Origin of the sequence: Flavobacterium sp. FPG59, from assembly GCF_002150205.1 — a bacterium.
Lineage (GTDB): Bacteria > Bacteroidota > Bacteroidia > Flavobacteriales > Flavobacteriaceae > Flavobacterium.
The window spans coordinates 1-1,390 of record NZ_MTCA01000374.1; the positions used below are offsets into that span (position 1 = coordinate 1).

Genomic DNA, 1,390 nt, shown 5'->3' on the forward strand with positions numbered 1-1,390 from the left:
ATGGAAAAGCGGGAGAAGAAACCCTTTTTACCCAAGTGTCCGTGTTGTAAAACAGGAAATTTACACCGCATAGCAGTCTTCGATCAGCGTGGTCCACCTCCCGAAGCGTCGGGATGGTATCTTGGCGGTGGCCAAAACTCCTTTCCCTGTAAAAGCTAATTTTGTGGGTAAGGGCACTTGTGTCCAAAAGTGAATGAAAACACTAGAAAACTATATTTAAAACTACTTCAAAAAAAAGAGGATACTAAATCCTCTTCATATTCTCTCTCTAAACTTTACGATAACTCCATAGTTCCTGCCAATGACCGGTTCCGTTCAACACAGGTTTCATTGTTCGGCTTGCAGCCGCAACGAAACCTTATCTGTTGGCAGATAGTGCTTTTAGTTAATTACATATATTACTAATACTATAATCAAAATTGGTGTCATTATAACTATTGCTGGTAAAATTAAATTTAAAATTGACTTTCCAATTGATAATTTTTGAACTTCGGATATTCCAATTACACATAATACCAAACTCCATAGTCCAAGAGCGAATTCTAAAATCATTGAACCGTAAAAAATTATATTTGAAACAATTCCACCGCTTGTTATATCTCCATCCGATTTATACATTTCGTTGCCATATACAATCATTTGAGGTATAAGAAAAAGCATAGAAATTATTGAAGGTATTAATGCGTAAGATAAAACTCTTAAAATCGAATCAGTATTTCCTTTTCCATTTATCCATTTTCCAGTCCAACTTATTAATGCTGAATATAAATAGTAAGTAACCCAACCGAATATTGCACCAATAATAATACAAAATGCAATTATTCCCCAAATCGAGAAACTATCACCCATGTTTTTCATTGATGCTCTATCGAAAGTTCTTGAAATTCCTGCAAAAATTAATAATAATGTTACATACTTATCATATTTGTATGTAATTATAAATTTAAAAACTTCTCTTGGTGAAGTCCAAATTTTGGTAAAAATATTTTCAGCAGAAATTGAGTTTGAGTCCAATATATCTTCAAAGTTTTCAAAATTTTCAATCATATTTTTTAATGTTTCTTTTTTGTTTAGCGGTTTTGTGAGCATTTCTGCCAACGTCAGACTGTGAAAAAACCTCCCAGTCTATTAACAAATATAGTTTTTTATTTCTTTTATAGAGAGAAAAATCGTATTTTTAATTATGCAACATATCCAAGGAATATCTCGCCATCAATTACAGCTTAGTAGTTTAGAAGATAAAATTACAGCAGATAATGCGGTTCGTTTTATCGATGCTTTTGTAAAAGTTATTGATTTAAATAAAATAGGTTTTTCGTCCAAGGTTTTACAAAAAGAAGGTCGCCCAAGTTTTGCCACAGCGGTATTTTTAAAATTGTATTTATATGGT

The 1,390-nt window shown here is 32.1% G+C and carries 1 protein-coding gene and 1 pseudogene; one reads left to right on the forward strand and one right to left on the reverse strand.

The features are described from left to right. Positions 1-381: 381 nt before the first annotated feature. On the reverse strand, positions 382-1,089 hold the full coding sequence (locus FPG59_RS16075) for a Yip1 family protein (RefSeq protein ID WP_086455532.1): 708 nt from the start codon (positions 1,087-1,089) through the stop codon (positions 382-384). 94 nt (positions 1,090-1,183) lie between these two features. Here FPG59_RS16075 and FPG59_RS16080 point away from each other — a divergent pair. Further along, positions 1,184-1,390: pseudogene (locus FPG59_RS16080) on the forward strand (IS1182 family transposase); the annotation flags it as partial.

Coding starts and splice junctions, on each gene's coding strand:
- FPG59_RS16075 (WP_086455532.1), bottom strand. CDS start 1,089: ATGCTCACAAAACCGCTAAACAAAAAAGAAACATTAAAAAATATGATT.